Source organism: Paractinoplanes rhizophilus, assembly GCF_042664765.1.
Taxonomy (GTDB): domain Bacteria; phylum Actinomycetota; class Actinomycetes; order Mycobacteriales; family Micromonosporaceae; genus Actinoplanes; species Actinoplanes rhizophilus.
Genome location: NZ_JBHTBJ010000006.1, coordinates 15605 through 38919, shown reverse-complemented (window position 1 = coordinate 38919; position 23315 = coordinate 15605). Strand labels below are relative to the sequence as shown.

Here is a 23315-nt window from a genome sequence, read left to right as displayed (position 1 = left end):
AGTCAACCGGCACCCTGATAAGGTCCGATTCCATGGCCATCGAGTGGTCCGGTTGGGGCCCGCAGCTGCTGCTCGAGCTCGATCGGGCGTCGGGTATGCCGCTGAAATCGCAGGTGGAGCAGCATCTGCGGGCCGCGATCCGGGACGGCCGGCTGGCGGCCGGGGAACGGCTCCCCTCGTCCCGCGCCCTCGCCACCCATCTCGGGCTGTCCCGGGGGCTCATCCAGGAGTGCTACGCCCAGTTGCAGGCGGAGGGCTACCTGACCGCGCACACCGGGTCGGCGACGCGGGTCGCTCCGACGGCCGCGGGCGCCACGCCAGAAATTTCCGGCGAACGGGCGGCAAAGCCGGCCGCGCCGCTGATCGCGGACTTTCCGTCGGGGGTGCCCGATCTGCGGCTGGCGCCCCGGCAGGACTGGGCCTGGGCGGTCGCGCAGGTGTGCCGGACGGCGCCGAACAGCGCCTTCGACTACGGCCCGGCCAACGGCAACCCCCGGCTGCGCGAGGTGCTCGCCGCCTACTTGCGACGCGTGCGCGCGGTCGACGCGTACCCGAAACAGGTTTTGATCTGCACGGGGGTCGCGCAAGGGCTGGGCTTGATCTTGCGGGTGCTGGCGCGGCGCGGACATGCGCGGGTGGCGTTCGAGAATCCGGGCGCGGTGCGGACGGCCCGGGACGCCGCGGGCAGTGCCGGGATCGAGGCGGTGCCGGTGGAGGTCGACGAGCACGGCATCGACGTGGCGGAGCTCGCTCGCAGCGGGGCACGGGTCGTGGTGGTGACGCCGGCCCATCAGTGGCCGACCGGGGTGGTGATGGCGCCGGAGCGGCGGCGCGCGCTGCTGTCCTGGGCCCGGGCGAACGATGGCGTGGTCATCGAGGACGACTACGACGCCGAGTTCCGCTATGACCGCGATCCGGTCGGCGCGCTGCAGGGGCTCGCGCCCGACCGCGTGGTGTCGCTCGGGACGGTCAGCAAGTCCCTCGCCCCGGCGCTGCGGCTGGGCTGGGCGGTCGTTCCGCTTTCGCTGGTGGACGACGTGATGGCCGAGAAAATGGTGGCCGACCGCGGGACGTCCGGAATCGATCAGCTCGCCCTGGCCACGCTGATCGAGTCGGGCCGCTACGACCGCCAGCTGCGGCGGATGCGCGCCGTCTACGCCCGCCGCCGGGCCGTGCTGATGAACGCCGCGCCCGGGCCGATCACCGGGCTGGCGGCGGGCTTCCACGCGGTGCTGCACCTGCCGGCTTTCGCGGGCGAGCGCGAAATTGTCGCGGCCGCGCGCGCCCGCGGGGTCGGCGTCTACGGCATGAGCGACTATCGCGCCGACTCGTCGGCCGAGCCGGGCCGCCTGGTCATCGGTTTCGGCAACACCGGCGAGGAGGCGATCGTGACCGGGATGGCCGTGTTGCGCGGCCTGCTGAAGGAGTGACCGTGGACATCCTGCGCTCGTGGCGCCTGGCCGACGGCAGCGTTCTCGTCGAAGTCGCCGACAGTTGGGAGCCAAGTTTCCACCACCTGCGCGACGGCCAGGTGATCCGGTCCTATGTGCGCACGCTCGCCGACGACTGCGAGCTGATGTACGTCTACGGCCACCGGGTCGTCGGCGACCGCCTCGAGCGGGTCACCCACGTCGAGATCGGCGCGACCGGCCGGCGCGAGCTGATCTCCGTCGGCGAGACGCTCCTCGAGGGGCTGATCGCGTCCGGCGAGGCCTGACGCGGTCCGGCTCGTCCCGGGTCAGCGCTTCTTGCGGGCGCGGTAGGCGGCGACCGCCACCCGGTTGGCGCAGGCGGTGCTGCAGAAGCGGCGGGAGCGGTTGCGGGTCAGGTCGAGCACGACCCCCGCGCACGTCTCGTCGGCGCAGGTGGACAGCCGGGACATCTCGTCGCCGCGGACCAGATCCGCCATCGCCATCGCGGTCTCGACCACCACTCGGCGCACCAGCGGCTCGTCGGCCGCGACGGCGTGGATGTGCCAGTCGATGCCGTCGTGGCGCAGCAGCCGCGGCACGGCGTGCGCCCGGGCCAGCATGTCGTTGACCATCTCGGCGGCGGTGTCGCGGTCGGCGGTGAGCAGGCGGCGCAGCACCGGGCGGATCGCCCGCAGCTCGGCGAGCTCGGCGTCGTCGCGGTCGTGGCGGCCGGTGTAGCGGTGCTTCGCGTACCAGGCGTCGACCTGCTCGACGGTGCGCAGCGTGTCGGGGTCCTCGGCGCTGTTGACCAGCTCGACGGCGGCGGCGAGCGCGGCCTCGGTGTCATGGGCTAAAAGCACCTTGACATATTACGCCGACGTCCATAGCGTCATGGGCTATGACGCAGATAGCCAATGACAAGCCCGCACGGGCGGCCGGCTCGGCGCCCGCCGGCTCGGTTGTCGGCGGCGGCCTGCTGCTCGCCGTGATCTCGGCGACCACGTTCGGTCTCTCCGGCCCGCTCGCGTCCGGCCTGCTCACCGCGGGCTGGAGTCCGGGCGCAATCGTGCTGTGCCGCATGACGGTCGCGGCCCTGGCGCTGGCGCCCTTCACGATCGCCACGCTGCGCGGCCGGTGGCATCTGGTGGCCCGGCAGAAGGGCCAGATCCTGGTGTACGGGGTGCTGGCCGTGGCCGGCGCCCAGTTCTGCTACTTCTCGGCCGTCGCCACCATGGACGTCGCCCCCGCCCTGCTCATCGAGTACACCGCGCCCGCCGCCGTGGTCGCCTGGATGTGGCTGCGGCACGGCCAGCGCCCCGCCCGGCTCACCGTCCTCGGCGCCGTCGTGGCCGCCGCCGGCCTGGTGCTCGTGCTCGACCTGACCTCCGGCGCCCACGTGGCCTGGTCCGGCGTCGCCTGGGCCCTGGCCGCGATGATCGGCGCCACCGCCTACTTCCTGATCTCGGCCGACACCGGCACCGGCCTGCCCCCGCTCGCCCTGGCCGGCCTCGGCCTGACGGTCGGCTCGCTCACGCTGGGCGCCCTGGCCGCGACCGGCCTGCTGCCGATGCACGGCGTCACCACGCCGGTGACCTTCGCGGTCGGCAGCCCGCCGTGGTGGGTTCCGCTGCTGCTGCTCGGCCTGGTCACCGCCGCGCTGGCCTACGCGACCGGCATCGCCGCCTCCCGCCGGCTGGGCTCCCGGGTGGCGTCGTTCGTGGCGCTGCTCGAGGTGGTCGCGGCGGTCGTGTTCGCGTGGCTGCTGGTCGATCAGCTGCCGGGCCTGATGCAGCTGGCCGGCGGCCTGCTCATCGTCGGCGGCGTGGTGGCCGTCAAGCTGGGCGACCGCCGGATCGCTTGATCGGGGCACGGCGGGTCATCGAGCGATCGCCGCGGCGCGCTCCTGCCGGCGAACCCGTGCGATCACGGCGGCGATCACGGCCAGGCCGATCACCGCGTCGAGGGCCGGCAGCACGAGGTTGAGGACCGCGTCGATGTGGACCTGGCCGGGGGTCGGGGTGACGCCGATGCCGTTGCGGGCGTCGTAGCGCTGCATGGCCGACCCGGTCAGGTACAGGGTGAGCCAGGCGGCCGCGAGGCCGGCCGCGTCCCACAGCGCGTGCAGCAAGGAGACCAGCAGGTAGGCGCCGGCCACCAGAGCGGACCGCAGCCGGATCCGGCCGCGGCGGGCGGCGACGGCGAAGAGAGCGGCGCCGGTGACCGCGGTCCACAGGCCGTGGCCGAACGGGGTGAGCACGCCGCGCAGCAGCTCGGTCTCCACCACGTTCAGCAGCGACAGGCCGCCCTGCTGGGTGAACAGCGCCTGGAAGGCGTAGCCGGCGCTCTCGAACGCGGCGAACCCGAACCCGACCGTGGCGCCCAGGACGAGGCCGTCGCGCACGGTGTAGCGGCCGAGCCGACGGGCCATCAGCCACAGCACGAGCAGCTTGACGCCCTCCTCGATCAGGCCGACGGCGAGAAAGCCGTGAATCGAGGTGTTGTGCACGAACGCCGCCTCCAGGACCGAGGCGCCGAGGACGCCCATGACGCCGCCGTAGAGAAACGCGGAGAAGATCTTCTGCGGGGTCAGGATGCCGTCGGCGCGCTGGAACGCGTACGAGACGAAGGTGACCGGGACCAGGAAGGCGCCGACCAGGATGATGGTCGGGACCAGGTTGACGTTACCGGTGACGAAGGTGGTGACGACGGCGGCGGCCCACAGCGCGCCCCCGCCCAGGAAGATCCGCGCCCAGGACGGGAGGCGCCGGCGGTGCCGGACATCGGGGGCCGGGACAGTCATGGCAGGCATCAGAGTGGTCATGGCTGCAAGCCTTGTCGTCGACGCTTGTCCGCGCAGCCACGCCACCACCCAAAGTGCGGTACCGGCTAGCCGGAAGACCGCGGCGGCCGGACCCTCAGGGAACGAGGATCACCTTGCCGATGTTGCGGCGCTCGCCGAGGCGGCGGTGCGCGGCCGCGGCCTCCGCGAACGGGTACACCCCGTCGATCGTGGGCCGGACGGCGCCCGTCCCCCACAGGTCGAGCAGGGCCACCAGCTCCTCGCGCAGCAGGTCGGCGCGGCCCCAGAGGTGCCCGAGGTTGACGCCGCTGACCGTACGGTTGACGTTCATCATCCCGAACGGCGTCAGCAGCGGCACCCCGGCGAACTGGCCGGCCAGCCGGGGCAGGCTGCGCCGCTCGCCGCCGCTGAGGTTGGCGAAGCCGTACGCGATCAGGTGCCCCACCGGGCGCAGCAGGCCGAGGCCGCGTTTCCAGTCGCGGCCGCCCAGCGGGTCGAGGACGAGATCGACGCCCTCCCCACCGGTGAGCTCCCGCACCCGGGACACGTAGTCCTCGGCGCGGTAGTCGATCGGATGGGTGCAGCCCTGCTCGCGCAGCACCTCGTGCTTGGCCGCGGACGCCGTGCCGAACGTGACGACCTCCGGCACCGTGCGGCAAAGTTGCAGCACCGCGAGGCCCACGCCACCGGCGGCCATGTGCACCAGCACCCGGGCGCCGGGCCGGAGGTTCGCGACGCGGAACAGCATGTGGTACGCGGTCAGGTAGTTGACCGGCAGCGCGGCCGCCTCCGGGAAGTCCAGCTCGTCGGGGATCGGCAGGACCCGCTCGGCCGGCGCGCACACCTTCTCGGCGTGCCCGCCGAAGCGGACCAGGGCGAGCACCCGCTGCCCCACCGCGAGACCGCCGGCCCCCGCGCCGAGGGCGTCGACCACCCCGGCCACCTCGTAGCCCACCACGCACGGCGGCCTCGGCGCGTCCGGGTACAACCCCTGCCGGGCCATGACCTCGGCGAAGTTCAGCCCGGCGGCGCGGACCGCGATGCGCACCTCGCCGGGACCGGGCCGCGGTTCGGGGCTCTCCCGGACCGCGAGCACGTCGGGCCCGCCCGCTTTGGTGATCCAGACAGCGCGCACCGGCGCTCCCCTCTTCGACACGACGGCGAAAACGATCGATGGCCCATTCTGCGGCTTACCATGAGCGGCATGACCGTCGACCTGTTCGCGGGGATCGCGGTGAGCGATTTCGCGGCCGCGCTCACCTGGTACGAGCAACTGCTCGGCGCGCCGCCGGCGTTCTTCCCGAACGACATCGAGGCGGTCTGGGAGATCGCCGAGCACCGGTATCTGTACGTCGAGCTCCGACCCGAGCGGGCCGGGCACGCCCTGCACACGGTGTTCGTCGACGACTTCGACGAGCGCACCGCGGCGATCGCCGGGCGCGGGCTGACGCCGGCCAAGGAGGAGACGTACGACAACGGGGTCCGCAAGGCGACCTACGCCGACCCGGACGGCAACGAGATCGGGCTCGGCGGCGGCCCCGCCTGAGAATCTCCGTGGTCTACGACTGCGTCCGGCTCCACTGCTGGTTGTTCCCGCCGTGGCAGGAGTACTGCTGGATGTCGGCGCCATCGGCGGTGCCGGCGTTGACCACGTCGAGGCACTTGCCGCTGTGCCGGGCCTTCAGGGTGAAGTAGCTGCCGGTCGCGGCCCACTGCCACTGCTGGTTCGCGCCGCTGCCGCAGGTGTACTGGATGATGTTGGCGCCGTCCGCGGTGGACGCCGCCGCGACGTCCAGGCACTTTCCGCTGTTCTGGTTGACGATGCGGAAATAGCCGCCGCCCGCGTCCTGGAACTCCCACTTCTGGTTGCCGCCGCCGTTCCACCCGTACTGCTTGATCTCGACGTTGTTGGCCGTGGACGCGCCGACCGCGTCCATCACCTTGCCGCTGTTGCGGTTGGTGATGCGGTAGTAGGTGGCGCCGGTTCCGGTCACGGTCCCGGTCGCGGTGTCGATGGTGATGCTGGGATACCACGACAGGCTCATCGTGGTGGCGGTGGGAAAATTCAACGGCAGCCACACGTACGAGGAGTCGTTGACCGGCCCGCCCCACGCGCCGGCCCAGCGGTCGCCCATGTAGAGATAGCTGGTCGTGGAGGTGCCCTGGATCGGCAGCACGTAGGTGGGCTGCGAGCTGTAGGTGGTCGAGTTGCCGACGTTGGCCCAGCCGGTCCACGGCCCCGAGATGCTCGGCGCGGTGGCGTACTGCGCCTGGTTCGGGTTCCAGCCGGTCGCCGCCGAGGTGAGCATGAAATAGGTGCCGCCCCGCTTGAACAGCGCCGGGGCCTCGCGGTGCGCGTCGTTCCAGAAGTTGCCGACCACGCTCGCGATGCCGCGATAGTCCGCGGTGAGGCGGTAGATCATCAGGTCGTAGTTCTCGTCGGCCGCCGAGATCATGTAGGCGGTCCCGTTGTCGTTGAACAGCGTGATGTCGCGCGACATGTAGGTGCCCTGCGGGCGGAAACTTCCCTGATACGTGTACGCCCCGTCCACGGTGGACGAGTAGGCGACGGCCGCCCGCGCCTCGCCGTAGTCCGAGCCGTTCTCCTTGTGCATCCACATCACGTACTGGCCGGTCGACGCGTTGTAGATGACCTTGGGGCGCTCGATGTTGGCGCCGTTCAGCTCGGCGGCCGACGACGACGTGAGCACGTTGTTGCGGAACTCCCACGTCCGCAGATCGGTCGACCGGTAGACCGAGACCGCCTTGAACGTGTTGTTGGCGTTGCGGTTCTCGCCGAACCAGTAGTAGTAGGAGCCCACCTGCAGCACTCCCCCGCCGTGCGCGTGCACCACCGCGCCGGAGGTGTCGGTGAACTGGGTGCCGTTGACCACGGTGACAGCCGCGGCGGCGGCCGGGGTGGCGGCCAGCGCGATGACGGCCAGGACGAGCGCGACGACTCCTACCTTTCGCATAGCCCCGTTGTTAACCGAGTGCCGCTGGCGAAGCCACGATCCGACCCCACTCGTCCACAAACGAAACCATCCGAACATCGTTGACGATCGATATCGTGACGCACTACGTTAACCATCACGAAACATTCACGGCGCTCCCCCCGCCGCTCATTCCGGCGGACGGGAGTGCGTGGTGACCCTCTTCCAGGTGCAGCGGCACGAACGGCTGCTCACCGAGCTGCACGCGCGCGGCGCGGTCCGGGTGCGGGAGCTGGCCCGCGACCTCGGCGTCAGCGAGCTGACCATCCGCCGCGACATCGCCGCCCTGGCCGCCCGCAATCTGGTCAACCGGGTGCACGGCGGCGCCACCCTGCCCAGCCGCTCGCGCCCGGCCGGGCGGCCCCGCGCGGCCGCCACCCTGGGGTTCACGATCGGGATGGTGGTGCCGTCGCTGGACTTCTACTGGCCGCCGGTGATCGCCGGCGCGCGGGCCGCCGCGGCCGCGCTCGGGGTGACGCTGCAGCTGCGTGGCTCGAGCTACGAGCCCGACGAGGACCGGCGCCAGATCAGCCGGCTGGTCGAGGCCGGCGAGGTGCGCGGCCTGCTGCTGGCGCCCAGCCTCGACGACGACGCGATGGTCGAGTGGATCGGCGGGCTGCCGGTGCCGTCGGTGCTGGTCGAGCGGCAGCCCCGGCGCCGACACCGGACCGACTGGGTGCGCAGCGACCACGGGCTGGGCCTCGAGCTCGCCGTGCAGCACCTGCGCGAGCACGGTCACCGGAGGATCGCCCTGCTGGCGTCGCGGGGCAGCCCCACCTCGTCCTACCTGCGCCATCCCGACCTGCCGTCGCCGGTGCTGCTCGACGACCCGCCGCATCGGATGGTCCACGAGGTCCTGGCCGGCTGCCGCGGCGCGGGCGTGACCGCGCTGATCGTGCACAGCGACCCGCACGCGATCGCCGTCGCCCAGGCGTGCGCCGAGCGCGGCTGGCGCGTCCCCGAGGACATGGCCCTCATCTCGTACGACGACGAGGTCGCCCACCTCGGCGAGCCGCCGCTGACCGCGGTGCGGCCGCCGAAGAACCACGTCGGCCGGCTCGCCGTGGAGCTGATCGTCTCGCGGCTGCTGGACGGGTCGCAGCGGCCGGCCCAGGGCGTGCTGGTCGCGCCGTCGCTGGTCGTCCGCCAGTCCTCGCCGTTCCGCGTTCGGGTGTGAATGTTTCTGAGCTTGTGGTTTCGGTTCGTGGCGCGCGCGTTGCCGGGTCCGTTACGCCATCCCCATGAAGAAAGCTCTGCCTCTCCTGGCGCTGATGGGCGCAATGCTGGTCGTCCCGTCGGCTCCGGCGGCCGCCGCCACCAACGACTTCCGCGGCGTGAACTGGGCCGATCAGCGCGACAATTTCGTCGACGACACGCTGGTGCTCGGCGGGCTCAGCACCGGCGACAGCTACGCCACCACGCAGGCCAAGGCGAACGGCATCCTCAGCGGCTTCCAGGCCAACCTGGGCGCGAACACGGTGCGCATGCCGGTCAACTACCCGACGGTTTCCGGGTCGTACTGGAGCTCGTACAGCGGGGCGATCGACGCGGCCACCGCCAAGGGGATGAAGGTGATCCTGAGCTACTGGGAGGCGGCGAGCTCGCGGAACGGGTCGGTGGACAACCTGTCCCAGTTCTGGTCGATGTGGCAGACCATCGTGAACAAGTACGCCGGCACCGCGAACGTCTACTTCGAGCCGATGAACGAGCCGTACGCGTACAGCGACGCCGACTGGAAGAACCTGGCCGCGCAGTGGCTGGCCAACTACTCGTCGGTGCCGCGCGGGCGGGTGATCGTTTCGGGCGCCGGGTACAACCAGCGGCTCACCACGATCGGGTCGGACAGCCGCTTCGACGGCACGCTCATCTCGCGGCACACCTACCAGTTCTTCGACTCCGGCCGGACCACGGAGGACGCCTGGCGCGAATCCTTGCGAACGAGCGTCGGCCCGTACGCGTCACGGGTTTTGATCACGGAGTTCGGCGCGCCCATGACCGATGGGCGCAACTACAACGTCACTTCCACCAGCGACAGTTTCGTGGCCTTCATCCGCGGGACGGCCGCCGAGGCCCGCTCGCTCGGGCTCGGCACCGTGTACTGGCCGGGCGTGCGCATCGCCGACCCCTACCGGCTGCAGGAGATCGGCGGGAGCGGCACCAACCTCACCCTGTCGACCACCAACGCGTCCGGGCGCGACCAGCTGCGCTACTCGTGGGGCCTGGACGGCGGCGGAAACTTTCCGCTCGCCCATTACCGGGTGACCAGCCGCAACAGCGGCAAGGTTTTGGATGCGGTCGGCGCGTCCACGGCCAACAGCGTCGAGATCAAGCAGTACGCGTGGAACGGCGGGCTCAACCAGGGGTGGGCTTTCGAGGACCTCGGCAACGGATACGTGCGAGTCGTCAACCAGAACAGCGGAAAGTGCCTGGACGTCGCGTCGGCCTCCACCGCGGACGGCGCCAACATCATCCAGTACACCTGCGGCAACGGCACGAACCAGCAGTGGCAGTGGGCCGCGACCGGCAGCTACTTCACCCTGAAGGCCCGACACAGCGGCAAATGCCTCGACGTGACCGGCGCGTCCACGGCCGACGGCGGCGACATCGAGCAGTACGGCTGCAACGGCGGCACCAACCAGCAGTGGAGTCGCACCGCATCATGACGTGATCACGCTGCCGCAAGGGTCGCTGTCAGACGGGGATGAGGCGGGCGGCGAAGGCGACCGTGCGGACGTCGCCGCCGCGGAGCTTGGTGGCGGTGGGATGCTCGCCGAGGCTCTCCAGGCGGGAGGCGGTGGTCTCGACAAGCCGTGGCTCGCCCATGATGAGGCGGCGAGCCATGCGGGCCTGGGTAGGGGTCAGCTCGGCGAAGGCACACTCCTTCAGGGCGGCGATCGTGTCGTGGTCGAGGGTGCCGGCCAGGACCCGCTCGGTGACGATCTCCTGCAGCCACGAGGGCCACCAGCTGTAGCGGCCCAGGATCAGGCTCGAGCGGACCGCGGTCGCCGGGGTGTGGCCGGCGTTGAGCAGGCGCCCGGCCAGCTCGGCGCCGAACGGTTCGAGGTGCAGCGCGGCGATGAACGCCCGGACCAGCGGCCTCGAGCCGACCAGCGGCTCCGCGTCGGCGGCGGCCTGCGACCAGTCGCCCTCGAGCAGCCGGCAGAGGGCGTACGCGGCCTCGGTGCCCTGGCTCCCGGAGCGCTCGTCGATCCGCTCGACCGTGCCCCGCAGCCTCTCGGCCGCCGTGGCGGCCATCTCGGCCGGCCCGGGGCTGCTCGGCCGATTCAGGTGACGCAGCACCTTGTCCGTGGCGATCTCGCCCTCGCGGCGTAGGAGCAGCGACGGAATGCCGGGGAGAATGGCCTCGCCGAGCGCCTCGGTCACGGACGCGGCGTCGAACCTCTCACAGTTCTGCTCGAACTCGGCCCACCACGATGCGGAATGGATCTCGGCGGTCGTGCTCACGTGTCTCTCCCTGGCTGCGACGGCTTCTCACCCTTCGCATCGGCCGCCGGGAGAAACGGACTTAGTGCAACTTTTCCGGACCCATGCGGCAACCTACCCGCAATGCTCGAACGGGCTGTTGTAGCCGGAGTCCCCGATCGAGCCGCCCCATTTGACGCAGGTCTTGCCGGCCGCGGCGCGCACCGGGCCGGCGTAGAACTCGAAGCTGCCGCTGTCGGTCACCCGGTCGGCGCCCTTCACCTCGAGGTAGGCGGTTGCGGGCGAGGCCGTGCCCACGTTGGTGGCCTTGAGAGTGACCGTGCAGTTCTTGCCGGTGGACTCGTTGTAGAGCAGGTAGACGCGGCCGAGGGCGGCGCCGTCGCCGGACTTCAGGGCGGCCTGGTCGATCACCGAGAAGGCGCTGCCGCAGACGGCCTTGGGGGTGTACGGGTTGGTGGCGCCCGCGCTCGGCTCGGACGGCGTGGGATCGGCCGGCTCGGTGGGTTCGTCGGCCGCGGGTGCGGTGGTGGCGGCGGGTCGCGAGCGGGGCGGCTTCTTGACGGCGCCGGGCTTGCTGGGTTTCGCCGTGGGGTCGGCCCTCGGGCGGGTGCCGGGGTCGGCCAGGCCGAGGTCGGGGCCCTGGTTGGCCGAGGTGGTGGCCTCGCCGGCGCCGGGGCCCAGGGCGATCGCGGTGCCGATGCCGATCGCGGCCACCAGGACGCCGGCCGCCACCACGGCGAACGTGGCGTTGCGGCGACGCTTGCCGTCGCCGGGGTTCGTGCCACCGGTCCCGCCACTGCCGAAGCCTCCGCCGAAACCGCCATTGCTGCCGCCATACCCGCCGCTACCGTTGCCGCCATAACCGCTGCCGCCGCCGGGGTCCGCCGTGGCTCTAGCGCCGGCGGGATGGGGCACGGCGGCCGCGGGATCGGCCGCCACGGAGCCGGCGGGGCCGACCGAGGCGGAACCCGGCGCGAAGCCGCCCGGCGGAACCGAGGCGGAACCCGGCGCGAAGCCGCCCGGCGAAACCGAAGCGGAACCCGGCGCGAAGCCACCTGGTGGGACTGCGGCGGCGCCTGTGTTGAAGCCGGCTGTCGGTGACGTGCGGCGGGGGGCCGACCCATGATGGGGAGCTGCCGGCCCGCGCTGGGGAGCTGCCGGCCCGCGCTGGGGAGCGGTCGGCCTCGTCGCGCCGAAGCCGGCGGCGGCGCCGGGAGGCGGGGACTGCGTGACGTGCGGGACGGCCCGGGCGGCGGTCGCGAAGGCGGCGGCGGACGGGAAGCGGTGGGCCGGGTCCTTGGCGAGCGCCCGCATCACCACGGCCGCCGCCTGCGGCGGGACCTCCACCGGCAGGGTGGGTGGCTCGGCGGTGACGAGCTGGGCCAGCACCTGCAGCGGATGGTCCCCGACGTACGGCGGCCGGCCCGCCAGGCAGCAGTAGGCGACCGCCCCGAGCGCGTACACGTCGGTGGCGCCGTCGAGGGGCTTGCCCTCGGCCTGCTCGGGCGCCATGTAGTGCGCCGAGCCGAGGACCACGTTGGTGCTGGTGAGTCCCTCCACGCCCGCGGACCGGGCGACGCCGAAGTCGACGAGCACGATGGCCCCGCCCGGGCGTACGAGCAGGTTGCTCGGTTTGACGTCGCGGTGCACGATGCCCGCGTCGTGCGCCACCTGGAGCGCGTCGGCGACCTGGCCCACGATCGTCATCGTCTCGGCGACCGGCAGCCGTCCCGCCGCCTCGATCCGCTTCGACAGCGGCGTGCCGTCGATGTACTCCATGACCAGGTAGTCGAGCCGCCGCCCGTCGACGCTGGCGTTCTCGCCGTAGTCGTAGACCTGCACGATCCCCGGGTGCCGCAGCGCGGCCATGACCCGGGCCTCCCGCCGGAACCGGGCGATGAACTCCCCGTCGGCCATCAGCGTCGGCAGCAGCACCTTGACCGCCACCCCGCGGTGCAGCAACAGGTCGACGCCGCGCCACACCTCCCCCATGCCGCCCGCCGCGATCCGTTGGGTCAGCCTGTAACGGTCGCTGAGCACGACCCCGGGGGTTAGCACCGGATCATGCTACCGGCCCGGGTCGACGCCCCTCCGGGCCAGAAGCCCACGTTCAATAGGTGGCCCTCCCTCCGCTGATGTCGTAGACGGCGCCGGTCGAGAACGTCACCCGGTCGGAGCAGAGCCAGGCGATCAGCTCGGCCACCTCGGCGGCCCGGCCGACGCGGCGCATCGGGATGAGGCTGGTGATGTGGGCCAGGGCCGCGGGGCCGGTGTCGGCGTTCATCGGCGTCTCGATCACGGCCGGGGCGATGGCGTTGGCGAGCACGCCGGTCGTGGCCAGCTCCTTGCCGAGTGACTTGGTCAGCGCGATGACCGCAGCCTTCGACGCCGAGTAGGGCGACATGTTCGGGTTGCCGTCCTTGCCGGCCATGCTGGCGATGTTGACGATCCGGCCCCAGCCGCGGGCGATCATGCCGGGGACGAACGCCTGGCAGGTGTTGAACGTGCCCCGCACGTTGATCGCGAAGGTCCGCTCCCACCCGTCGAGCGGGACCTCCCACAGCGGCGCGTTCGGGCCCACGATGCCGGCCGAGTTGACCAGGATGTCCACCTCACCCGCCGTGGACGCCGCCTCGCGCACGGCGCCGGCATCGGTGACATCCGCGACGAGGTCGGCGCCGGGCGAGATGTCGAGGGTGAGGACCTCGACGCCGTCCTGCCGCAGCCGCGTTGCCGTCGCCGCCCCGATCCCGCTCATGCCGCCGGTGACGACCACCCTCCGCGCCATCAGTGCGACTCGCGGGAGACCTGCCAGCCGCTCCCGCCCACGAGGAAGTCGAGGTCGGCGCCGGTGTTGGCCTGGCCGACGGTGTCGACATACAGCTTTTCCCAGCCTCGGGTGGGCGCCGCGTAAGCGCTCACCGCGGCCGGGGCCGGCTCGCGGGCGGCCAGCTCGTCGTCGGGGATGTCGACGTCGAGCCGGCGCTTGGCGACGTCGAGCACGATGATGTCGCCGGTGCGGACCTTTGCCAGGGGGCCACCCGCGGCGGCCTCGGGGGCGACGTGCAGGACCACCGTGCCGTACGCCGTGCCGCTCATCCGGCCGTCGCAGACCCGCACCATGTCGCGGACGCCCAGGGCCAGGAGCTTGGCGGGCAGCGGCATGTTGGAAACCTCGGGCATGCCGGGATAGCCCCGGGGACCGCAGCCGCGCAGCACGAGCACCGAGTCGGCCGTGACCTCGAGGTCGGGGTCGTCGAGCCGGGCGTGCAGATCCTCGATCGAGTCGAAGACGACCGCCGGGCCGCGGTGTGAAAGCAGCGCGGGCGTGGCGGCAGCCGGTTTGATCACCGCGCCGTCGGGGGCGAGGTTGCCGTAGAGCACCGCAATCCCCGCCTCGGGCTGCAACGGCTCCTCCCGCGCGCGGATCACCTCGCGGTCGTAGACCTGGGCCTCGTCCAGATACGACACCAGGGACTGCCCGGTCACGGTCGTGGCGGACGGGTCGAGCAGGTCGCGCACCTCGCGCAGCACCGCGTGCAGGCCGCCGGCCCGATACAGGTCATCCATCAGGAAGCGGCCCGCGGGTTGCAGGTCGACCAGCAGCGGGACGCCGGAGCCGACCCGGTCGAAGTCGTCCTGCGTCAGCTCGACGCCGAGCCGCCCGGCGATGGCGAGCAGATGCACCACGGCGTTGGTCGATCCGCCGAGGGCCGCGAGCGCGACGATCGCGTTGAGGAAGGACGCCCGGGTCAGGACGGCGCTGGGCCGCCGCTCCTGCTCCACCATGGAGACGGCCAGGACGCCGGTGGCGTGCGCGGCCTCGAGCAGGCGGCTGTCGGGGGCGGGGGTGCCGGCGATGCCGGGCAGCGTCATGCCGAGCACCTCGGCGAGCAGGCCCATGGTCGAGGCGGTGCCCATGGTGTTGCAGTGGCCCCGGCTGCGGATCATCGACGACTCGGAGCGGACGAACTCGGCCGCGCTCATCGTGCCGGCGCGCACCTCCTCGGAGAGCTGCCAGACGCCGGTGCCGCAGCCGAGCGGGACGCCGCGGAACGTGCCGCTGAGCATCGGGCCGCCCGGCACCACGACGGCCGGGATATCGACCGAGGCGGCCGCCATCAGCAGCGCCGGAATCGTCTTGTCGCAGCCGCCGAGCAGCACCACGCCGTCGATCGGGTTGGCCCGCAGCATCTCCTCGATGGCCATCGCCGCCATGTTGCGCCAGAGCATCGCGGTCGGCTTGACCTGCGTCTCGCCCAGCGACACCACGGGCAGGTTGAGCGCGATGCCGCCGGCCTGGTGGATGCCGTCGGCGACGCTGCGGGACACCTCGTTGAGGTGGGCGTTGCACGGGGTCAGATCGGAGGCGGTGTTGGCCATCGCGATGTGCGGACGGCCGTCGAACGCATCGGCGGGCAGGCCCCGGCGCATCCAGGCGCGATGGATGTAGCTGTTGCGGTCGTCGCCGCCGTACCACTCCGCCGTGCGTCGCATATGACCATCTCCTCGATTCCGGTTATCGGAACCGCTGTCGGTTAGTCGAAATGATGCCGACACTTTAGACCTCGCGGTGCCCGGTTGGGAAGCCTCTTTCACTTTGCCGGAACTTGGGTCTAACATCTGGAACATGACCGACCTGTCCGAGGAGGAGACGCGCCTGGTGGGCGCCGACCGGGTGCTCGCCGTGCTGGCCGAGCTCGCCCGGCACCCCGAGGGCATCGGCCTCGAGGACATGGCGCGAGCCATGGCGAGCCCCAAGCCGACCGTGCACCGCGCGCTCGCCTCGCTGCGCCGGGCCGGCTTCGCCGCCCAGGACGGCTGGGGGCGATATGTGCTGGGTGACGAGTTCCTCCGGCTCGCGTTCGCGCATCACGAGGCCCGCCCCGATCATCTCCGGATCGAGCCGGTCCTGCGGCGTCTCTGCGAAAGGTATGGCGAGACCGTGCATTACGCGGTGCTCGACGGCCGCTCGGTGATCTACCGTTCCAAGATCGACCCGCCGGAGGGAGCGTTCCGGCTCAGCTCGGTGGTCGGCGGGCGCAACCCGGCACACACGACGGCGGTCGGCAAGCTGCTGCTGGCCCACCGGCTGTACACGTTGGAAGAGGTCCGCGACTGGATCGGCGACGAGCCCCTCGCGGCCCCGACGAGCAACTCGATCACCACCGCCGAGGAGCTGCACGCCGAGCTCGAGCGCACCCGCGACCGCGGCTACGGCCTCGACGACCAGGAGAACGAGCAGCTGGTCAGCTGCCTCGCGGTGCCTGCCTACCTGGCCGCGCCCAGCATGCCGAGCGGGGCGATCAGCATCAGCGCGTTCTCCTATCGCACGCCGTTGCAGGTCCTGATCGACGACCTGCAGGCGATCCTGGTGATCACCGCGGCCGGGGGGGCGCCCCGATGACCGCGACCTATACCGCCACTCCGGTGAGCCCCGAGGCCTACGCGCTCGGCGAGGGACCGGTCTGGGATCCCGTACGCGAAAGGCTCTTGTTCGTCGACATCGTGGGCGGAAAGGTGCTCGCTGCCCGGCTCGAGCCCTTCGAGGTGATCGAGACCTGGTCGTTCGAGAGCATGGTCGGCGCGGTCGCCGTCTCCGCCGAGGGCGAGCTCATCGTGGCCGAGCGCGAGACCCTCACCCGCGTCGACCGGTCCGGGGCGCGAATTCCGCTCGCGCGCGTGCTGGCGGAGGGCTGCGGGAGCCGGCTCAACGACGGCGCGGTCGATCCCTTCGGCCGCTTCCTGGTCGGCAGCCTCTCGCTGACCGACGAGACCGGGTCGCGCAACGAGTTGCTCGTGCGCTTCGAGAACGGCGTGACCACCGTGCTCGACGGCGACCTGACGCTGTCCAACGGCCTGGCCTGGAGCCCGGACGGGCGCGTGCTGTACAGCATCGACTCGGTGCCGGGCGTCGTGCATGCCCGCGACTATCCGATCGGCAAGCGCCGCGACCTGTTCCGGGTCGAGGACGGGCTGCCCGACGGGATGAGCGTGGACCGTGACGGCAACCTGTGGATCGCCATCCACGGCCGGGGCCGGGTCGAGCAGCGCACCCCGGCCGGCGAGCTGCTCGCGGTGGTCGAGACCGGGGCCACCAACACCACCAGCGTCGCGTTCGCCGGCGACCTGCTCGTCATCACCTCGGCGACCCAGGGCCTCGACACCGTCGAGGCCCATGACGGCCGCGTCCTCACCGCACGCGTCGGCACGACCGGCCCGCCCACGCCGTATTGGAATCCCGCCCTGTGAGCCCCGCCCTGTGAGCCCCGCCGAATGACATCGGAGACCTCGTGCAACTCATGCGTGTCGGCGCCCCCGGCGCCGAAAAGCCCGTAGTCCGGGTCGACGACACCCGCTACGTGGACGTGTCCGACCTCGTCCGCGACTTCGACGAGGCGTTCTTCGGCGGGGACGGCCTGCGGCGACTGGCCGAGCCGGTCGCGCAGCGGATCGCCGCCGGCGAGACCGAGCCGTTCGGCTCGCAGCGGATCGGCTCGCCCATCGCGCGGCCGCACCAGATCCTCTGCATCGGCCTGAACTACCGCGACCACGCCGCCGAGACCGGCCAGGCCGTCCCCGCCGAGCCGATCCTGTTCACGAAGTCGCCGAACACGCTGATCGGGCCGAACGACGAGATCCGCATCCCGCGCGGCGCGGCGAAGACCGACTGGGAGGTCGAGCTCGGCATCGTGATCGGCAGCCGCACGTCGTACCTCGACGATGTCGCCGACGCCGCCGCGGCCATCGCCGGTTACGTGCTGGTCAACGATGTGAGCGAGCGGGCCTTCCAGATGGAGCGCGGCGGCCAGTGGAGCAAGGGCAAGAGCGCCGAGACCTTCAACCCGGCCGGGCCGTGGCTGGCCACGCCGGACGAGATCCCCGACGTGCTCGATCTGAACATGTGGCTCGACGTCAACGGCGTGCGGCGGCAGACCGGCAACACCAAGACGATGATCTTCGATCCGTACTTCATCGTGCACCACCTGAGCCAGTTCATGGTGCTGGAGCCGGGCGACCTGATCAACACCGGCACCCCGCCCGGCGTGGGCATGGGCTTCAAGCCACCGGTGTGGCTGCGGGCCGGCGACGTCGTCGAGCTCGGCATCGATCGGCTCGGCAGCGGCCGGCAGCAGGTCGTCGGGCCGCGCTGATGCGGGCGCTCGTCTTCACCGGACCGGGCAAGGCCGAGGTGCTCGCGGTCGCCGCGCCCGTGGCCGCGCCCGGGCAGGCGGTCGTGGACGTCGAGCGGGTCGGGGTGTGCGGCACCGACATGGAGCTGTTCAGCGGCGAGATGAGCTACTTCGGCACCGGCGAATCGACCTATCCGCTGCGGCCCGGCCACGAGTGGTGCGGGGTCGTCTCCGCGGTCGGCGACGGGGTGGACCAGTGCTGGATCGGCCGGCGGGTCACCGGCGACACCATGATCGGGTGCGGGCGCTGCCGGCGCTGCACGTCGGGGCGGCACTGGGTCTGCACCTCGCGACACGAGCTGGGCATCACCGACGGGCTGCCCGGAGCGCTCGCCGAGCAGGTCGCGGTGCCCGCCACCTACCTGCACCCGCTGCCCGGCGCGGTGGACGCCACGCTCGGCGCGATGGTCGAGCCCGGCGGCAACGCCCTGCGCTGCGTCGAGGCCGCCGGCCTGACCCCCGGCGAGCGGCTGCTGGTGCTCGGCACCGGGACGATCGGCCTGCTGGTCGCCCTGTTCGCCCGGGCCCGCGGCACCGAGGTGCACCTGATCGGCAAGAACCCGCGCGACCTGGAGTTGCCGCGGTCGATGGGCTTCGCCGACGCGTGGACCCGCGACACGCTGCCACGGCTGACGTGGGACGGAATCGTCGACGCCTCGACCGGGCACGAGATGCCGGCGCTCGCGCTCGACCTGATCGAGCCCGGCCGCCGACTCGTCTACATCGGGTTGTCGGTGCCCCCGAGCCTGGTCGACACCCGCGCGCTGGTCCTCAAGGACGTGACCGCGGTGGGCATTCTGGGTGCTTCGGCCGGGCTTGCGGGGGCCATTGACGCGTACGCCGGCGGCTCGGTCGACCCGCGGCCGCTCGTGGCCGGCACCGTGAGCCTCGACGAGATGGCCGGGGTGCTCGCCGGCCATCATCGCCCGCCGGGCGCGGGGCCCAAGATCCATGTCGACCCGCGGCTGTGAAGCCACACTCCTCGAAGGGCTGAGCCCATGTCCGAATTCGCCGGCCTGACCGCGATCGTCACCGGGGGCGCCTCCGGGATCGGCCTCGCCACCGCCACGCTGCTGGCCGGCCGTGGCGCGCGGGTGGCGTGCCTCGACCTCGACCCTTCGGTCGAGGCGCCGCTGCTCGGCTTCAAGGCGGACGTCACCGACGACTCGTCGATCCGGTCGGCGGTCGATGACGCCGCTTCCGCGCTGGGCGGCATCGACATCGTCGTCAACAACGCCGGCATCGGCGCCCAGGGCACGGTCGAGGACAACGACGACGCCGAGTGGGCTCGCGTCTTCGACGTGAACGTGCAGGGCATGGTCCGCACCAGCCGGGCGGCCCTGCCCTACCTGCGCCGCTCCTCGCATGCCGCGATCGTCAACGTCTCCTCCGTGGCCGCCACCGCCGGCCTCCCCCAGCGGGCGCTGTATTCGGCCACCAAGGGCGCCGTGCTCTCGCTGACCCTGGCCATGGCCGCCGACCACCTGCCCGAGGGCATCCGGGTCAACTGCGTCAGCCCGGGCACCGCCGACACCCCGTGGATCGACCGCCTGCTGGCCCGGGCCGCCGACCCGGCGGCCGAGCGGGCCGCCCTGGAGGCGCGCCAGCCCGCCGGCCGCCTGGTGACGGCGGCCGAGGTGGCGGCGGCGATCGCCTACCTGGCCGGCCCGCTCGCGTCGGCCACGACCGGCACGTCGCTGGGCGTCGACGGGGGGATGCAGGGCCTGCGCCTCCGTCCGCGGAAATGACGGCCGCGATCCCCGTCGTCCACTTCGGAGCGCGCGGGTTGTCGCCGGTTCCCTGACCGGCCGGATGACTGCGCGCATGCGCCGCTCCACCGTAGAGTGATCGACGCGGAGGGGGACTGCGATGACTCTGGTGACGTCCGGACGGGTCTCGGAGGTCGACCGGCATTGGCTCGAGCGGGCCGTGTCGCTGGCCTGGGAGGCGCGGGAGCGCGGCGACCACCCGTTCGGCGCGCTGCTGGTGACCGGCGGCGGGAGCGTGCTGGAGGCGCGCAACAGCGTGGTCACCGGGACCGACCCGACCGGGCACGCCGAGACCAACCTGGTCCGGGTGGCCGGCAAGCTCGACCGCTCGATCCTGTCCGGCAGCGCGCTGTACACGAGCACCGAGCCCTGCGCGATGTGCGCCGGCGCGATCTACTGGTCGGGCATCGGCCGGGTGGTGTTCGCCCTCTCCGAGGAGGGCCTGGCCGGCATGGTCGAACAGGAAGAGGGCGTGCCGCCGCTGCGGCTGCCCAGCCGCGAGGTCTTCGCCCACGGCGGTCGCTCGATCGTGGTCGACGGCCCGGTCGGCCTGATCAGTGCGACCACGGTGCACGAGGGCTTCTGGGGTTAGCCACCGGGGTAGAGCGCGTCCTTCTGCGATTCGCTGACCGCCGCGTCGGGGCGGCCCGCCCGGCTGTCGGACTCGACGAGCTCGACATACTCGTCGGGCCGGACCCGGGGCGGCAACTCGCCGAACTCCACGTGTCGCAGGAACGCGGACTCCGCCTCGGTGAGCGGCTGCTCGGCCATGCCGTGATTCTACGAAAGCGGCGGGGCCGAGAGGAGGCTACAAATCAAGCCGGGGCCGAGAGAAGGCAACGGCCGAGGCAGACTACGACTCCGGCAACGGCCGGCGGCCGGCGAACCCGAGGTCGGCGCGGTGGTACCAGGTGAGGCCGGGCTCGCCCTCGAGCCAGCACAACAGCACGGGTACGCCGTCGAGGTCGGCCGGGAAGTCGACGAGCAGCGGCGCGACCCCCTTGAGCTCGGCGCCGGTCTGCTGGACCTCGGTCATCAGCTCGTTCAGCCGCGCCTCGGCGGCCTTGCGCTCGGGCAGACCGCCCAGCGCGGTCGGCTCGCCGCCCGGCGTCAGCGCGGCCGACAGCTCCACCAGGTCGGCGCGGATCGTGATCAGCTCGTCGAGGACCGGCCGCAGCCGGGCCAGCTCCACGCGCGCCTCGCCCACCGTGAACAACCCCATGACCCCGATCTTGCCCCGGCCGGTCGAGGCGATGGGCAGGGGGTGCCGGCCACGGCCTGACCAGCGCCCCGCACGCGGCGTCGACACCACCGGGAGATCAGGGCCGGCGGATCCCCGGGAGGGGCAAGGCGCGAGTTATCCGGAGCTTTCGTATTTAACGAGCGTTCCGGACAGGTTCGGCTTTACGGAGGGCGCAGCTCATCCGTTCAGTGGGATAGAATTCACAACTTCACGACGTAGTCTCCTGTCCTGAACGGTCCTTAACACGATCGGGAGGCGCCGGATGGCCAGCAGGGACACCCGGCAGGAGTTCGAGGACATTGTCGAACGCCTGACCACCGACTATCCGTCCTTGGCGCGCACGGGCATGCCCCCGTTCGCGCGCCCGGTTCTCGTGACATTGCTGATCGTCGGCGGCCTGGCCTGGGCCCTCCTCTCGGTGGCGATGGTCGCCTGGGGATGGCGCGGCGTGGTGCTGACCTGCGCGGCCGTGCTGGGCACCGTCGTCGCGCTGACCGTGCGCACCTACCGGTGGCGCGCCGGCCGCTGACACCGGCCTGCCGTAGGGATGACCCGGCGAGCTCCCGGGCCATCCCGGCCGCTCAGGCCCAGACCGGGCGCGTCGGCGCCGGCAGCCCCGTCTCCTCCTCGCAGCGCTCGAGGATGACCTCCAGGGACGGGCCCATGTCGAAGACGGGCAACTCGCCGGGCCGGCCCGAGCGCAGCTCGGCGCGCAGGGCCTCGGTCGTCGCCTCGTCGAGGCCGCCGTCGTCGTCCACGACCACGCCGTAGCGCCGAGCGCCGGCCGGCGTGACCAGGCCGCGCCGCACCTCCTTGGCCACCAGCGCCGCGTCCCGCGCCAGCGGATCACCCCACCCGCCGCCGCCCCACGTGACGAAGTGCAGCACGTCGCCGGGGTGGACCGGCACGTCGTGGCACTTGCTGGGCAGCATCTCGCGCTCGCCGGAGGCGCGGTCGATCCACTTGCGTCCGCGGGCGCCGGGCTCGCCGCCGTTGACGCCCCACGGGTACGTCAGCCAGCGGTCATCGTGAATCGCGATCGTTCCCGGCTCGAGGAAGTGGTAGGCCACGTCCACGCCGTTGCCGCCGCGATGCAGCCCCGCGCCGCCGGTGTCGGCGACGGTCTCCCATTTCTCGATGCGCAGCGGATAGTACGACTCGAGGAACTCGCACGGGATGTTCACGTGTTCACGAAGCTCGGCCACAGCGAATGCCCGTCCGGCCCGTCGCCCAGCGGCCGGCCCGGAATGCCGCCGAAGCCGATCGAATACAGCTGGAACCATTCGCCCTTGCGGTCGCCGCCGGAATAGTTCCCGGAATACATGAAGTGCGGCGACGACGAGAACCCGGCCGCGTTGAGCAGGGCGGGGTTGGTCTGCCCGAGCAGGCCGCCGAAGAGGTCGAAGACGCGGCCGATGCCGTGGTTGCGGGCGTTCAGCGCGGCCGGATGCTTCGGTTTCCAGTACGAGCCGTCCGGAATGGTGACGTCGACCAGCGGATAGAAGCCGTCGTTCCAGAGGATCTGCGGATCGGCCACGGTGATCATGTAAATGCCGAAGAACATCCGGGCGAGGTTCTCGTTGAGGTAATAGTTCACCGGCCCGATCGCCTGCGGGGAGGAACCGCTGAAGTCCAGGTGCACCTTGTCGCCGGTGCGGGTCAAGGACAACTTCAGCTCGTACGGGCCGTAGCCCACCCCGTCGTCGCAGATGTAGTCGGTGAACGAGAGGGTCCGGCCCTCCTCGAAGACGACGTGCAGCAGCGTCTTCATCGCGTCGTAATTGCGCTGCAGCAGGGCGTCCAGCGCCGACAGGTACGTGTCGACGCCGAACCGGGCGCACATCTCGGTGACCCGGCGGGCGGCGGTGCGGCAGGCGGCCACCAGCCCGTTGAGGTCGGCGCGGTTCCAGTCCGGCACGCGTACCTGGTTGAGGATGATGCGCAGCGCGTCCTCGTTGAGCTCGCCCGCGGCGTACAGCTTGAAGGGCGGGATGACCACGCCCTCCTCGTAGATCGTCTTGGCGTCGGTCGGCATCGACGAGGGGGTCTTGCCGCCGACGTCGGACATGTGGCCGAACATCGACGCCCAGCCGACGACCCGGCCGTCGAAGAAGACCGGCATGACGACCAGCCAGTCGTTGGCGTGGCTGATGGCGGCGCCGCACGCGTACGGGTCGGAGGTGAGCAGCACGTCGCCCTCGCCGATGTCCCCGGCGAAGCCGGCCAGGAAGTCCGGGATGGAGAGCCCGAACTGGCCGACCACCATCTTGCCGCTCGGGTCGGCGATCAGCGGGAACTCGTCGTGCTGCTCGCGGATGCCGGGCGAGAGCGCCGTACGGAAAAGGACCTCGTCCATCTCGTAGCGGGCGTTGCGCAGGCCGTTCTCGACCAGGTCGAGGGTGACCGGGTCGACGTCGACCCGCTCGACCGGGGTGGTGTTGGGCTCCACGATGCGGGCCAT

Annotated in this window: 25 protein-coding genes; 13 read left to right on the top strand and 12 right to left on the bottom strand. The window is 71.8% G+C overall.

Features of this window, described 5'->3' with window-relative positions; translation table 11 throughout:
- Positions 1–32 precede the first annotated feature (32 nt).
- Complete coding sequence (gene pdxR, locus ACFQS1_RS10845; protein ID WP_378966487.1) at positions 33–1430, top strand: MocR-like pyridoxine biosynthesis transcription factor PdxR; 1398 nt, start codon at positions 33–35, stop codon at positions 1428–1430.
- Positions 1431–1432: 2 nt separating this feature from the next.
- Positions 1433–1717: a hypothetical protein gene (locus tag ACFQS1_RS10840; protein ID WP_378966485.1), complete on the top strand. Its 285-nt coding sequence runs from the start codon at positions 1433–1435 to the stop codon at positions 1715–1717.
- 21 nt (positions 1718–1738) lie between these two features.
- Here the strand turns inward: ACFQS1_RS10840 and ACFQS1_RS10835 are convergent, their stop codons facing one another.
- Positions 1739–2272 carry a CGNR zinc finger domain-containing protein gene (locus ACFQS1_RS10835; protein WP_378966483.1) on the bottom strand — a complete coding sequence of 178 codons (534 nt, stop codon included), beginning with the start codon at positions 2270–2272 and terminating at the stop codon, positions 1739–1741.
- Positions 2273–2310: 38 nt separating this feature from the next.
- Between ACFQS1_RS10835 and ACFQS1_RS10830 the strand changes: the two genes are divergently transcribed.
- On the top strand, positions 2311–3273 hold the full coding sequence (locus ACFQS1_RS10830) for an EamA family transporter (RefSeq protein ID WP_378966481.1): 963 nt from the start codon (positions 2311–2313) through the stop codon (positions 3271–3273).
- Between the two features lie 15 nt (positions 3274–3288).
- Here the strand turns inward: ACFQS1_RS10830 and ACFQS1_RS10825 are convergent, their stop codons facing one another.
- Both ACFQS1_RS10825 and ACFQS1_RS10820 read right to left on the bottom strand, forming a co-directional pair.
- A complete protein-coding gene (locus ACFQS1_RS10825; RefSeq protein ID WP_378966478.1) occupies positions 3289–4212 on the bottom strand; it encodes a PrsW family intramembrane metalloprotease in 924 nt (307 codons plus the stop codon).
- A gap of 115 nt (positions 4213–4327) precedes the next feature.
- A complete protein-coding gene (locus ACFQS1_RS10820) occupies positions 4328–5347 on the bottom strand; it encodes a synaptic vesicle VAT-1 family membrane protein (protein WP_378966476.1) in 1020 nt (339 codons plus the stop codon).
- A 69-nt stretch (positions 5348–5416) separates the two neighbouring features.
- On the opposite strand from ACFQS1_RS10820, the gene ACFQS1_RS10815 reads away from it, so the two are divergent.
- Complete coding sequence (locus ACFQS1_RS10815) at positions 5417–5758, top strand: VOC family protein (protein ID WP_378966474.1); 342 nt, start codon at positions 5417–5419, stop codon at positions 5756–5758.
- A 13-nt stretch (positions 5759–5771) separates the two neighbouring features.
- On the opposite strand, the gene ACFQS1_RS10810 is transcribed toward ACFQS1_RS10815, so the two are convergent.
- On the bottom strand, positions 5772–7187 hold the full coding sequence (locus ACFQS1_RS10810; RefSeq protein ID WP_378966472.1) for an RICIN domain-containing protein: 1416 nt from the start codon (positions 7185–7187) through the stop codon (positions 5772–5774).
- A gap of 172 nt (positions 7188–7359) precedes the next feature.
- On the opposite strand from ACFQS1_RS10810, the gene ACFQS1_RS10805 reads away from it, so the two are divergent.
- Positions 7360–8382 carry a LacI family DNA-binding transcriptional regulator gene (locus tag ACFQS1_RS10805; protein WP_378966470.1) on the top strand — a complete coding sequence of 341 codons (1023 nt, stop codon included), beginning with the start codon at positions 7360–7362 and terminating at the stop codon, positions 8380–8382.
- Positions 8383–8446: 64 nt separating this feature from the next.
- Positions 8447–9868, top strand: coding sequence for an RICIN domain-containing protein (locus ACFQS1_RS10800; protein WP_378966467.1), 1422 nt, complete (start codon positions 8447–8449; stop codon positions 9866–9868).
- A gap of 28 nt (positions 9869–9896) precedes the next feature.
- Here the strand turns inward: ACFQS1_RS10800 and ACFQS1_RS10795 are convergent, their stop codons facing one another.
- The 4 genes from ACFQS1_RS10795 to ACFQS1_RS10780 all read right to left on the bottom strand — a co-directional run bounded on the left by ACFQS1_RS10795 (position 9897) and on the right by ACFQS1_RS10780 (position 15146).
- Positions 9897–10670, bottom strand: coding sequence for a hypothetical protein (locus tag ACFQS1_RS10795; protein WP_378966465.1), 774 nt, complete (start codon positions 10668–10670; stop codon positions 9897–9899).
- Positions 10671–10763: 93 nt separating this feature from the next.
- Entirely contained in the window at positions 10764–12707 is a 1944-nt protein-coding gene (locus ACFQS1_RS10790; protein WP_378966462.1) for a serine/threonine-protein kinase, read from the bottom strand.
- 52 nt (positions 12708–12759) lie between these two features.
- Positions 12760–13437 (bottom strand): SDR family NAD(P)-dependent oxidoreductase, encoded by a 678-nt coding sequence (locus tag ACFQS1_RS10785; RefSeq protein WP_378966460.1) that lies wholly within the window; start codon positions 13435–13437, stop codon positions 12760–12762.
- The gene (locus tag ACFQS1_RS10780) at positions 13437–15146 is read right to left on the bottom strand and encodes a dihydroxy-acid dehydratase (RefSeq protein ID WP_378966458.1); all 1710 of its coding nucleotides are present in this window, start codon (positions 15144–15146) and stop codon (positions 13437–13439) included. The genes ACFQS1_RS10785 and ACFQS1_RS10780 overlap by 1 nt, the downstream gene beginning before the upstream one ends.
- Positions 15147–15279: 133 nt before the next feature.
- Here ACFQS1_RS10780 and ACFQS1_RS10775 point away from each other — a divergent pair, with 133 nt between their 5' ends.
- The 6 genes from ACFQS1_RS10775 (at position 15280) to ACFQS1_RS10750 (ending at position 20203) form a co-directional block, all read left to right on the top strand.
- Positions 15280–16056 carry an IclR family transcriptional regulator gene (locus tag ACFQS1_RS10775; protein ID WP_378966456.1) on the top strand — a complete coding sequence of 259 codons (777 nt, stop codon included), beginning with the start codon at positions 15280–15282 and terminating at the stop codon, positions 16054–16056.
- Positions 16053–16901, top strand: a complete 849-nt coding sequence (locus ACFQS1_RS10770; RefSeq protein WP_378966453.1) for an SMP-30/gluconolactonase/LRE family protein — start codon at positions 16053–16055, stop codon at positions 16899–16901. Before ACFQS1_RS10775 ends, ACFQS1_RS10770 begins: the two co-directional genes overlap by 4 nt.
- A 50-nt stretch (positions 16902–16951) precedes the next feature.
- Entirely contained in the window at positions 16952–17803 is an 852-nt protein-coding gene (locus ACFQS1_RS10765; protein ID WP_378967031.1) for a fumarylacetoacetate hydrolase family protein, read from the top strand.
- On the top strand, positions 17803–18813 hold the full coding sequence (locus ACFQS1_RS10760; protein WP_378966451.1) for a zinc-dependent alcohol dehydrogenase: 1011 nt from the start codon (positions 17803–17805) through the stop codon (positions 18811–18813). The genes ACFQS1_RS10765 and ACFQS1_RS10760 overlap by 1 nt, the downstream gene beginning before the upstream one ends.
- Before the next feature lie 27 nt (positions 18814–18840).
- Complete coding sequence (locus ACFQS1_RS10755; RefSeq protein WP_378966449.1) at positions 18841–19590, top strand: SDR family NAD(P)-dependent oxidoreductase; 750 nt, start codon at positions 18841–18843, stop codon at positions 19588–19590.
- A 121-nt stretch (positions 19591–19711) separates the two neighbouring features.
- Positions 19712–20203 carry a nucleoside deaminase gene (locus ACFQS1_RS10750; RefSeq protein WP_378966447.1) on the top strand — a complete coding sequence of 164 codons (492 nt, stop codon included), beginning with the start codon at positions 19712–19714 and terminating at the stop codon, positions 20201–20203.
- On the opposite strand, the gene ACFQS1_RS10745 is transcribed toward ACFQS1_RS10750, so the two are convergent.
- Both ACFQS1_RS10745 and ACFQS1_RS10740 read right to left on the bottom strand, forming a co-directional pair.
- Positions 20200–20382 carry a hypothetical protein gene (locus ACFQS1_RS10745; protein WP_378966445.1) on the bottom strand — a complete coding sequence of 61 codons (183 nt, stop codon included), beginning with the start codon at positions 20380–20382 and terminating at the stop codon, positions 20200–20202. The genes ACFQS1_RS10750 and ACFQS1_RS10745 overlap by 4 nt on opposite strands.
- An 82-nt stretch (positions 20383–20464) precedes the next feature.
- Positions 20465–20833: a DUF2203 domain-containing protein gene (locus ACFQS1_RS10740; protein WP_378966443.1), complete on the bottom strand. Its 369-nt coding sequence runs from the start codon at positions 20831–20833 to the stop codon at positions 20465–20467.
- A 283-nt stretch (positions 20834–21116) separates the two neighbouring features.
- On the opposite strand from ACFQS1_RS10740, the gene ACFQS1_RS10735 reads away from it, so the two are divergent.
- Positions 21117–21383, top strand: coding sequence for a hypothetical protein (locus ACFQS1_RS10735; protein WP_378966441.1), 267 nt, complete (start codon positions 21117–21119; stop codon positions 21381–21383).
- 52 nt (positions 21384–21435) lie between these two features.
- Here the strand turns inward: ACFQS1_RS10735 and ACFQS1_RS10730 are convergent, their stop codons facing one another.
- Together ACFQS1_RS10730 and ACFQS1_RS10725 are read right to left on the bottom strand one after the other, a co-directional pair.
- Positions 21436–22059 carry a hydantoinase B/oxoprolinase family protein gene (locus ACFQS1_RS10730; RefSeq protein WP_378966439.1) on the bottom strand — a complete coding sequence of 208 codons (624 nt, stop codon included), beginning with the start codon at positions 22057–22059 and terminating at the stop codon, positions 21436–21438.
- Positions 22035–23315: a hydantoinase B/oxoprolinase family protein gene (locus tag ACFQS1_RS10725; RefSeq protein ID WP_378966437.1), complete on the bottom strand. Its 1281-nt coding sequence runs from the start codon at positions 23313–23315 to the stop codon at positions 22035–22037. The genes ACFQS1_RS10730 and ACFQS1_RS10725 overlap by 25 nt, the downstream gene beginning before the upstream one ends.

Bases quoted from the DNA above. Each gene is read 5' to 3' on its own strand.
- ACFQS1_RS10735 (WP_378966441.1), top strand. From the start codon at position 21,117: ATGGCCAGCAGGGACACCCGGCAGGAGTTCGAGGACATTGTCGAACGC.
- ACFQS1_RS10770 (WP_378966453.1), top strand. From the start codon at position 16,053: ATGACCGCGACCTATACCGCCACTCCGGTGAGCCCCGAGGCCTACGCG.
- ACFQS1_RS10785 (WP_378966460.1), bottom strand. From the start codon at position 13,437: ATGGCGCGGAGGGTGGTCGTCACCGGCGGCATGAGCGGGATCGGGGCG.
- ACFQS1_RS10775 (WP_378966456.1), top strand. From the start codon at position 15,280: ATGACCGACCTGTCCGAGGAGGAGACGCGCCTGGTGGGCGCCGACCGG.
- pdxR (WP_378966487.1), top strand. From the start codon at position 33: ATGGCCATCGAGTGGTCCGGTTGGGGCCCGCAGCTGCTGCTCGAGCTC.
- ACFQS1_RS10760 (WP_378966451.1), top strand. From the start codon at position 17,803: ATGCGGGCGCTCGTCTTCACCGGACCGGGCAAGGCCGAGGTGCTCGCG.
- ACFQS1_RS10800 (WP_378966467.1), top strand. From the start codon at position 8,447: ATGAAGAAAGCTCTGCCTCTCCTGGCGCTGATGGGCGCAATGCTGGTC.
- ACFQS1_RS10740 (WP_378966443.1), bottom strand. From the start codon at position 20,833: ATGGGGTTGTTCACGGTGGGCGAGGCGCGCGTGGAGCTGGCCCGGCTG.
- ACFQS1_RS10810 (WP_378966472.1), bottom strand. From the start codon at position 7,187: ATGCGAAAGGTAGGAGTCGTCGCGCTCGTCCTGGCCGTCATCGCGCTG.
- ACFQS1_RS10725 (WP_378966437.1), bottom strand. From the start codon at position 23,315: ATGGCCCGCATCGTGGAGCCCAACACCACCCCGGTCGAGCGGGTCGAC.
- ACFQS1_RS10750 (WP_378966447.1), top strand. From the start codon at position 19,712: ATGACTCTGGTGACGTCCGGACGGGTCTCGGAGGTCGACCGGCATTGG.
- ACFQS1_RS10765 (WP_378967031.1), top strand. From the start codon at position 16,952: ATGCGTGTCGGCGCCCCCGGCGCCGAAAAGCCCGTAGTCCGGGTCGAC.
- ACFQS1_RS10745 (WP_378966445.1), bottom strand. From the start codon at position 20,382: ATGGCCGAGCAGCCGCTCACCGAGGCGGAGTCCGCGTTCCTGCGACAC.
- ACFQS1_RS10825 (WP_378966478.1), bottom strand. From the start codon at position 4,212: ATGACTGTCCCGGCCCCCGATGTCCGGCACCGCCGGCGCCTCCCGTCC.
- ACFQS1_RS10830 (WP_378966481.1), top strand. From the start codon at position 2,311: ATGACGCAGATAGCCAATGACAAGCCCGCACGGGCGGCCGGCTCGGCG.
- ACFQS1_RS10815 (WP_378966474.1), top strand. From the start codon at position 5,417: ATGACCGTCGACCTGTTCGCGGGGATCGCGGTGAGCGATTTCGCGGCC.
- ACFQS1_RS10780 (WP_378966458.1), bottom strand. From the start codon at position 15,146: ATGCGACGCACGGCGGAGTGGTACGGCGGCGACGACCGCAACAGCTAC.
- ACFQS1_RS10755 (WP_378966449.1), top strand. From the start codon at position 18,841: ATGTCCGAATTCGCCGGCCTGACCGCGATCGTCACCGGGGGCGCCTCC.